The organism is Mangrovibacter plantisponsor, assembly GCF_003182475.1.
Taxonomy (GTDB): domain Bacteria; phylum Pseudomonadota; class Gammaproteobacteria; order Enterobacterales; family Enterobacteriaceae; genus Mangrovibacter; species Mangrovibacter plantisponsor.
The window spans coordinates 156,194-163,646 of the sequence record NZ_QGTS01000012.1; the positions used below are offsets into that span (position 1 = coordinate 156,194).

Sequence of the window (7,453 nt, forward strand, 5' to 3'; positions counted from 1 at the left end):
GGTTACTCCGTGTAGCGGAAAATGACATACGTGTGAGACGGTGCCAGTTTGCTGATAACACATTCAGCAACCGTGTCACCCCAGGCGCGTAAGGAAGATGTGCAGGTATCCACACAGGTCATTGCCGTGATTTGCGCCGACTCCGGAATATTGACCTGCCAGTAGTAGCGCCACTCGTTGGAAAAAAGAGAATCAGTGCAGAGTGAGTTACAGGTGAACTGGCTTTTCTGGTACCGGGTTATCGTGGCATCCGGATAACCCAGCGCTTCAAGCTGTGCCTGGTAAAAGGCCTCGTTAATGCCTCCGGCCAGGTTCAGTTTCGCATCCAGCCGCTGGCGCCGTTCTGAAAGTGTCTGGGTACCATCCGGAGTGCAGCTGTCCGGCAGGCCAGAAATCGTCTCGTAGCGGTCGATGAGTTCCGTCACTGTACGCGGGTCGATTTCATCCATCAGGTCATTACCCCGGGTGTGTACCCGGGACAGTGACGGTGCCAGGCCGGTCAGTAATAAATCATCCGGATCCCATGCCGGGCCACGCGGGAGCAGGACACCCAGCATCTGGCGGTACTGTGCTGTCAGGTCCATGTGAAGTCCCCCACCACCCCGATTTCACCTTTGGCGATGTCTGTATCTGCTGCAGGGCTGACCAGTTCATGACTGTATTCCCCGGTAGCGATGGAAATGGCCTCGCTGATACGTGACGGTTTCAGCACGCCTTCCGGCACACCATCACGCAGCATCATGGCCCTGACCTCTGCCATCACGGCATAGCGCACTTCTTCGGTGTCCGGGTTCAGGCGGATGTGAAAATCAACGGTATGGGCTGCCGGGGCAAACACATACACATCAGAACCGGCAACCGGGGCCAGAGGTTCAATGTAAGCCTGTGCGGCCTCCACCACAGCATCATCCGGTATCGGGTTAATCAGGTCGCTGTTCGCCACCATCACGCCGACCGTTCCCACGCCACTCCAGTGGCGGTAAGTCCATGCCCGGGTAATACCGGAAACCTCTTTAGCCCAGGTGATGTAATCCTGATCCGCACCGCTTTGTGGTGTGTAATACCAGCGCTCAATGATCCGCCCGCGCCAGGTTTCCAGGTCCTCCATGTCGGTCCCCCCTTCCACCGTGTCAGCCACACCGGCAGAGGTGAGCCCTTCAACCGGAGAAGTCAGCCGCATGGCGATGCCGTCATCGGTATTGCCTGTTGTTCCGGTATCATCACAGGTCACCGGTACCCGTAAAACGCCTTCTGACGTGGTAGCCGCAGCTGTGGTTGTGAACGACACCAGATCATCGCGCTGTATGGTTACCCCGGAGTCAATCGTGATACCCGATGCAGCACCATCCCAGCGCACATAACCGGCTGCCGCAGTGGCATCTTTGCGGGGGCACCGTTTCATATTCCCGTGACGTAACAGCCAGTCTTCATCCGCCTGGTCCGGTAATAAATTCCGGGCAAGATAATCGATATAGCCATACACCGTATGTACCGCTGCGGCCTGCACCCGCGCATACACCTCGGCGTCAGTGCGGCGAAGTGCGGCAAGCGTGGTGTCGGCGGAAAGCCGGGTAAGAATATCGCTGCGGATGGCGGTAATTAACTGGGGGAGTGTCGGGCGGGTAAAACCGCTGTCAGCCATTCAGTTCACTCCATAGGTCATTAAACCGGATTTCCTGTGTGGTGCCGTCATTCCGGTAAATCATGACAGCCAGGTATAGCGTACTGAGCCCGGTACGTTCGGCGGTAACATCCACCCGGGCGACAACACCATCGGATGTCAGCCACGCCAGCGCCTGGGTTACATACTCCCGGGCCTTGAGTGGTGTTTTATTGGTGAGTTTCTGGCGCTTAAGGAGATACAGGCGGGAGCCGATACGGTCATTTTGCTGTGTTGGGTAGGTGTCGCCCCACCAGCCATTAGGCTCTTCCGGGCTGTCATCGGTTTCGGCATGCCGCCAGGTGAACAGGGAGATCACCACCGCCCGGGTTAACGCATCCATTGGATCAGAGACTTTCTGCTCTGCCCCGTTCACAACCAGGATCATGCGCCCTCCATTTTCTGGTTCGGTTCATCCGTTGTTCCGCCGCCATCGCCGTTTTCATCATGCGTGTGATCGTCAAATACCTGTCGCATGGCGGCCATTGTTTTGCCCGTGCTGTCACACATATCCGTAATATTCCCGGTGGCTTCAATATCCATCTCAAACCGGGCTTTCGGGGCATTGGTGACCGTTACCGGGTTCCCTCCACCGTTAATCACTATCCCCGCACGGGTCAGTGTGACGGACTGCCCAAGGTCGTCATAAATCGCTACCTCACCGGCAGCCAGGCCTTTTATGCGGTACCGGCGGTCACTGGCCACCAGCACCACACCATGTGAGCGGTCGCCGTCAAAATACGTCGCCACAGCCTCTGCCCCTGCTTTGGGTGCCGAGGTAAAGCCGTAAGGCTCCAGGTGTTCAATATCACTTTTCCCCTCACCGCCCGGCATGGATATCTGCAGAACCTGGCACTTTGCCGTGGTGGTCGTGGTGCGGATCACGGCTCGCTCGAGCAAATTACTGATTGCCTGGTGCAGGGAATGAAACAGATTTGCCATCAGAAGTACTCCTGTGTACTGCTGGCCTTCTTCTTGCGGGTCTTGGGGGGTTCTGGCAGATAAGCATCAGCCGGGCCGACACGAATTTCACTGACCGTGCCACCCTCATCCACCTGCCAGGTGACTTCTGCGATAACCATTTCCCGGTTGTCAAAACCCACTACCGGGTCGAAGACAATCACCTGCATATTAGGCTGCCACAGAGTGCCATCCCCCTGGCGCCAGCCCTGTACCGTATAAGTCACTTCGTCCGTTCTGGCAGCACGCTGGCGCATTTCAAACTCACTGCGTGAACCACAACTGGCGGATGTAGCATTGCCGGTCTGGCGGATAATCAGCGGGCGGTAACGGGCTATGCCGTTATCCACGGTTTGCCCGCGGATTGCCGTCGTGGTCGCTTCGCCAAAATCGCTGTCGTTACCGGCGCGTTTACCCGCCACCTCGTAGACAGAAAAACGATCCTTAATGCTCTGCTCGGTGTCACAGCTCAGAATGTTTTCACCAAAGACCAGGGCAGTGGTGGCTTTAACCGCACCCGGGCTGCCAATCACCAGGTTACCACTGGCATTGTCATAGGCCAGTGCCTGCTGCAACCCCAGCATCTTGTTCAGGACATCCATCACTGTATCGCCCTGGTCTGCCTGAATACCCTGCAGTGCGCCGGTGACTCCCCCGGCATCCACCACACTGATACCAAATGGCTTCGCCAGGGCGCTGGCTATCTGAACCATTGAGCGGCCACTGTATTGCGAGGGGGTGGCAGAACAGTCAATGAGGTCAGCCGTTTTACTGCGGCCAACAATACCCATGGTGATGCTGCGCGCGTCATAACGAACAGGCGTGGCCTCCACCCAGCCGGTAATCACCAGGTCGTCACCAATCAACACTTCAACCCTGTCACCGTTGCGGATCCTCGCCCGTTTCTTTGCCTGCTCTTCATCACCGGGCCACTGCCGGGTTATCTGAACATTAAAATCACGGGCAATACGTTCGATACCGGCTGATATTCTGACTGACTCCCAGCCGCCCCACTCCCGCCCGTTTACCCGCAGAATAACTGTATTGTTCATACTGCCGGGATCCTCAGGGTTTTCACCGGCACAAAGCCGGGGTGAATGACGCCGTTACGGGCAGTTATGTCACCGTCCCGCCCGGCATCGTCATACCAGTCGGCAGCCAGAACCAGTGCAGGAAGGACCTGCACCGGAGTGCGTTCAGTCAGACGGGTCGACTGTTCCAGCCTGGCGCTGATGTCGTTATTCACATCCGTGCGGATCTGGCGCAGGGCAAGAAACAGTGTGTCATCCGTTACCCGTGTCAGCTCCTGGTCAATCGCAGTATTCAGCACTTCCCGGACGGCGGTTAAATCATCCCATGACGGGGTTTCATCGGTACTGACAGATGTGGTGACGCCCACGCTACCGGCATCAGTATCAGGCAAAATATCCGTTACCGCCGGGTGGCTGACCTGAGCAGTCTGCCCGGTTGTCACGGTGGTGGTACTTTTTGGCAGACTGACAACGGTATAAGCCGCTTCACTCAGTGCCGTTGTGCGTATGGCCTGCGCCACCGTATTGCTCTGGGTGGTGCGGGTCTGCGTTGTGGTGCTGTCCGTTTTCCAGACACCCCGTGGCGCAAGGCCACTGTCCAGCGTGACACCTGACAGGCCTTTGACCATGGAGATAAGATCCGACGTGTTTCCGCTAAGGCGGGTACCAGCCCGCCACAGCGTCTGCAGCTGGTTAACAAAGTTCATGCCACTGGAAGGCGGCATCAGCAACACCGACAAGTCCCCCTGCAACAAACGGGATGCCGCACTGATACCGGAATCCACGTACTTAAACGCATCGGTGACGGTGTCCATCATGGCAGAGGCATCGTCCAGAACGCCGCTCTGAAGAAAATCAGACAGCCCGTCCAGGCCAAATGATGAGAATGCCGAAGAAATACAGTCATCCAGTAAGGAGCAGGAGTCGGCCAGTTTGGTTCCGGTCGCAATACCTGCTGAAGGAAATGACAATTCCCCCGTTTCGATAAAGCTGAAACTGACGCGGCACATACGCCCTTCATCCCGTGCATGGCTGACACGAGCCTCATCAGAGACAGTCACTGTCATTTCACCATAATACGGGTGGACCAGTGTGCAGGAGCCCGGTTTCTCGATGGCTTCAATCAGGCGGTTACGCTGCTCAAAGTAATCGTCACCAACCAGATAAGCCTGGACACTGAAACGGCGTGTAGCCCGGCCTAAATCCTCCACCCAGGGCTTATCACGGCCAGGGTATTCATGTGTCTGTGTCCGTCGCCCAAAGGTGGCTTCATCCTCATCCACTTTAAACGGCACACCCCGTAGTGAGGCATCCTGGAGATTATCTGTCCAGCTCATGGTTTCTCCGGGTATAAAAAAACCCGCCGAAGCGGGTCATATTAAAAGGGGTGACTCAGCAATGGTCATTGCCATTTTGGCGGATTAGCAGAAATCCGGATGTAACGCTTCGGCGTAAATGAATGCCATACGCAAGGAGGGTCACCAATAAACGGAATACGGAAAAACGGTTTGTCCGGGATGCTTACGGTCCAGGTTGTATCACCAATAAAACGAAAGTTAACGGCAGTCTTCTGAACATCAAGCTCTTCAAAAATACCTGTTGAATAGGGAGCGCCAACCACCAGCATATCGAGAACACCCTCTCCATGACGGATTAATGCAATACGTAGCATTTCCTCAAACAACGTATCGTTAGTCAGAAACAATAAATATCTATCCGCATCAACCTTAACCGCAGCCTCTATATCGCAGTAAGGAACGGTTATTCCCGTTGGTTGCTCATCAATAAGAACTTCGTACTCTCCATCTTTATTTTTTTCAGGTACAGAAGCCCTGACCGTGCGAAGGGACACATTCTTAACCTGTTTCATCATAAATGTCTTAACGGCTTCCATCTGCTCTTGCAGGAGGTGGATCAGCCGAAATCAGGATGTAGTGTTTCATCGCCATCGGGCGAGAGATACCCCGTGGGTCACCGGTAAATGGCATGCGAAAAAATGGTTTCTCTGCAATACGTACTGTCCATGTGGTATCACCAATGAAATGGAAATTAACCCTGTCGTTCTCTATTTCAAGGTGTTTAAAGGACCCTGTGGTATATGCACCACCAAGGTCAATCATTTCAAGTATCCCTTGCTTCATATGAATCAATGCAATGTGCAGCATTTCTTCAAAGGGAACATCATCGGTGAGAAACAGCAAAAACAGATCTTCATCAACTTTAACCGCTGCTTCTACCACACAATATGGAACGTTAATTCCCGTGATATTGCCATCAAAAAGAACATTATATTCCCCCATCTGGGTGTCCTGAGACTCCCTGACAACCTCAAGAGAAAAATTATCAACTTGCTTCATTATCAGTTCCAGATGCTGTCCATTTCCCATGCTGCCAGCGCACCACCAACAAAGGCACCTATCACAACGCACACTGGCGCTCCCGGGCCACAAACTAAACCTGCAGCCGCACCACCGAGCCATCCCCCCATAACACCAGCCCCCGCAATTGCAGCCTGATGCCCTGCCTCCGCCAGTTTGTCATCAGAGGAATAAATCTGATAAATAGCTACTGCAAGCGTTAAGAAGAGAAGCCCCTTACCCGCAATCCCCCAACGAGTTAACTTCACGTTGATTTTTGGATTCGATTTTCCTGATGACTTAACAATTGCAGCAAAAACCTGGTCTTTCTGAGTCGAAGATAACTGTTCAAATAATACATTTTTGCCAAAGACAGACTCAGTCTTCATTTTGATTAAATCGGAAAAAGTCTTACCTTCCTTTTTTAATTTTTGCGCAATTGATTTACCTACGGGAGTCGTTCGAAAGCGCATTAATTCCATAATGAGATTTCGTGTTTCACTGGCTTCGGCAGCCGCTTCCTGCCAACTGATTATTCCCCTACTCGCTTTAGCGTAGAGTTCATCGGACATCAACTTAATGCGGCGACCATATTCAAGTCGTGTCTTGGGATCGATATTCAAGGTTGCCATAGTGGCAGTCAGATCCCCTTGAAGGGCCGCAATTGCATGTTCGAATGTCTTCTGCCCATCCTGATCGAGAGCACTAAGTAAGGCTGTATCCATTACCGTTTTCCCTTTCTACTGATTATTTTTTGAATACACTCCATTACATAGCGGGATAACGAAACAGAAACCAGGAATTATCTGTAAATACGTTACCTTCCTGAATACCGGTTGTACCCCACATCGTAACTGACATTCCATGGGTTAGCCGTACCAGTGGCAGGCGTTACCCGCATGCCCGGTGGCGCATTATCAAAAGACACTTTCAGTTCACTCTGTTGTGGCCTCGGGCTTGCCAGCGGTACTGATGAATTCTGGCTGCCGTCAACATTCAGCAATTCTTTCAGCCGGGGAATAAAGCCTTTATACCCCCGGTCACTCTCGGATTTCTGCACCTGTTCAGCCATATATGTGCCAATATCCATATTATTTTTCGCCGCGTCCTGGTGCATGGAATCCAGCTTTTTCATCAGTTCAAACAGAACACTGATGGTCACCGTAATGGTGCCCATGCTGGCTATGCCGCGCAGGTTTTTAGCCAGTCCACCCGCAGCACCATTGGCACCGGACAGCCCTTTCAACATCGATGTCAGCCAGGCACCTGCAACAAGGGTGGAGATCCCCATCAGTACCGGCTCCCACCCACCAAGGAGTTGAACCACATCATTGATGTTATTCCAGACCGCTTTCACCACCGGCCCGACTTTATCCCAGTTACTGACAATCAGCCCGGCACCAATCACCAGCAGGGACACCATTTTACCCATGGTGGACATCTTC

9 protein-coding genes and 1 pseudogene are annotated in these 7,453 nt (G+C 53.4%); all 10 read right to left on the reverse strand.

What is annotated here, in order from left to right:
• Positions 1–2: 2 nt before the first annotated feature.
• A complete protein-coding gene (locus tag DES37_RS19035; RefSeq protein WP_110026509.1) occupies positions 3–584 on the reverse strand; it encodes a YmfQ family protein in 582 nt (193 codons plus the stop codon).
• Complete coding sequence (locus DES37_RS19040; RefSeq protein ID WP_110027324.1) at positions 575–1,642, reverse strand: baseplate J/gp47 family protein; 1,068 nt, start codon at positions 1,640–1,642, stop codon at positions 575–577. The genes DES37_RS19035 and DES37_RS19040 overlap by 10 nt, the downstream gene beginning before the upstream one ends.
• Complete coding sequence (locus DES37_RS19045) at positions 1,635–2,048, reverse strand: phage GP46 family protein (protein WP_110027325.1); 414 nt, start codon at positions 2,046–2,048, stop codon at positions 1,635–1,637. Before DES37_RS19045 ends, DES37_RS19040 begins: the two co-directional genes overlap by 8 nt.
• A complete protein-coding gene (locus DES37_RS19050; protein WP_110027327.1) occupies positions 2,045–2,602 on the reverse strand; it encodes a phage baseplate assembly protein V in 558 nt (185 codons plus the stop codon). Before DES37_RS19050 ends, DES37_RS19045 begins: the two co-directional genes overlap by 4 nt.
• On the reverse strand, positions 2,602–3,672 hold the full coding sequence (locus DES37_RS19055) for a phage baseplate assembly protein (protein WP_110027329.1): 1,071 nt from the start codon (positions 3,670–3,672) through the stop codon (positions 2,602–2,604). The genes DES37_RS19050 and DES37_RS19055 overlap by 1 nt, the downstream gene beginning before the upstream one ends.
• Positions 3,669–4,988, reverse strand: coding sequence for a DNA circularization protein (locus tag DES37_RS19060; RefSeq protein ID WP_110027330.1), 1,320 nt, complete (start codon positions 4,986–4,988; stop codon positions 3,669–3,671). The genes DES37_RS19055 and DES37_RS19060 overlap by 4 nt, the downstream gene beginning before the upstream one ends.
• Before the next feature lie 65 nt (positions 4,989–5,053).
• Positions 5,054–5,545 (reverse strand): hypothetical protein, encoded by a 492-nt coding sequence (locus tag DES37_RS19065; RefSeq protein WP_110027332.1) that lies wholly within the window; start codon positions 5,543–5,545, stop codon positions 5,054–5,056.
• Complete coding sequence (locus tag DES37_RS19070) at positions 5,532–6,008, reverse strand: hypothetical protein (protein ID WP_110027334.1); 477 nt, start codon at positions 6,006–6,008, stop codon at positions 5,532–5,534. The genes DES37_RS19065 and DES37_RS19070 overlap by 14 nt, the downstream gene beginning before the upstream one ends.
• Before the next feature lie 2 nt (positions 6,009–6,010).
• Entirely contained in the window at positions 6,011–6,733 is a 723-nt protein-coding gene (locus DES37_RS19075) for a hypothetical protein (protein ID WP_110027336.1), read from the reverse strand.
• 92 nt (positions 6,734–6,825) lie between these two features.
• Positions 6,826–7,453: pseudogene (locus DES37_RS19080) on the reverse strand (phage tail tape measure protein); the annotation flags it as partial.

What these genes read in the sequence shown, in the direction of transcription:
- DES37_RS19035 (WP_110026509.1), bottom strand. Translation starts at nt 584, where the DNA reads ATGGACCTGACAGCACAGTACCGCCAGATGCTGGGTGTCCTGCTCCCG.
- DES37_RS19040 (WP_110027324.1), bottom strand. Translation starts at nt 1,642, where the DNA reads ATGGCTGACAGCGGTTTTACCCGCCCGACACTCCCCCAGTTAATTACC.
- DES37_RS19045 (WP_110027325.1), bottom strand. Translation starts at nt 2,048, where the DNA reads ATGATCCTGGTTGTGAACGGGGCAGAGCAGAAAGTCTCTGATCCAATG.
- DES37_RS19050 (WP_110027327.1), bottom strand. Translation starts at nt 2,602, where the DNA reads ATGGCAAATCTGTTTCATTCCCTGCACCAGGCAATCAGTAATTTGCTC.
- DES37_RS19055 (WP_110027329.1), bottom strand. Translation starts at nt 3,672, where the DNA reads ATGAACAATACAGTTATTCTGCGGGTAAACGGGCGGGAGTGGGGCGGC.
- DES37_RS19060 (WP_110027330.1), bottom strand. Translation starts at nt 4,988, where the DNA reads ATGAGCTGGACAGATAATCTCCAGGATGCCTCACTACGGGGTGTGCCG.
- DES37_RS19065 (WP_110027332.1), bottom strand. Translation starts at nt 5,545, where the DNA reads ATGGAAGCCGTTAAGACATTTATGATGAAACAGGTTAAGAATGTGTCC.
- DES37_RS19070 (WP_110027334.1), bottom strand. Translation starts at nt 6,008, where the DNA reads ATGAAGCAAGTTGATAATTTTTCTCTTGAGGTTGTCAGGGAGTCTCAG.
- DES37_RS19075 (WP_110027336.1), bottom strand. Translation starts at nt 6,733, where the DNA reads ATGGATACAGCCTTACTTAGTGCTCTCGATCAGGATGGGCAGAAGACA.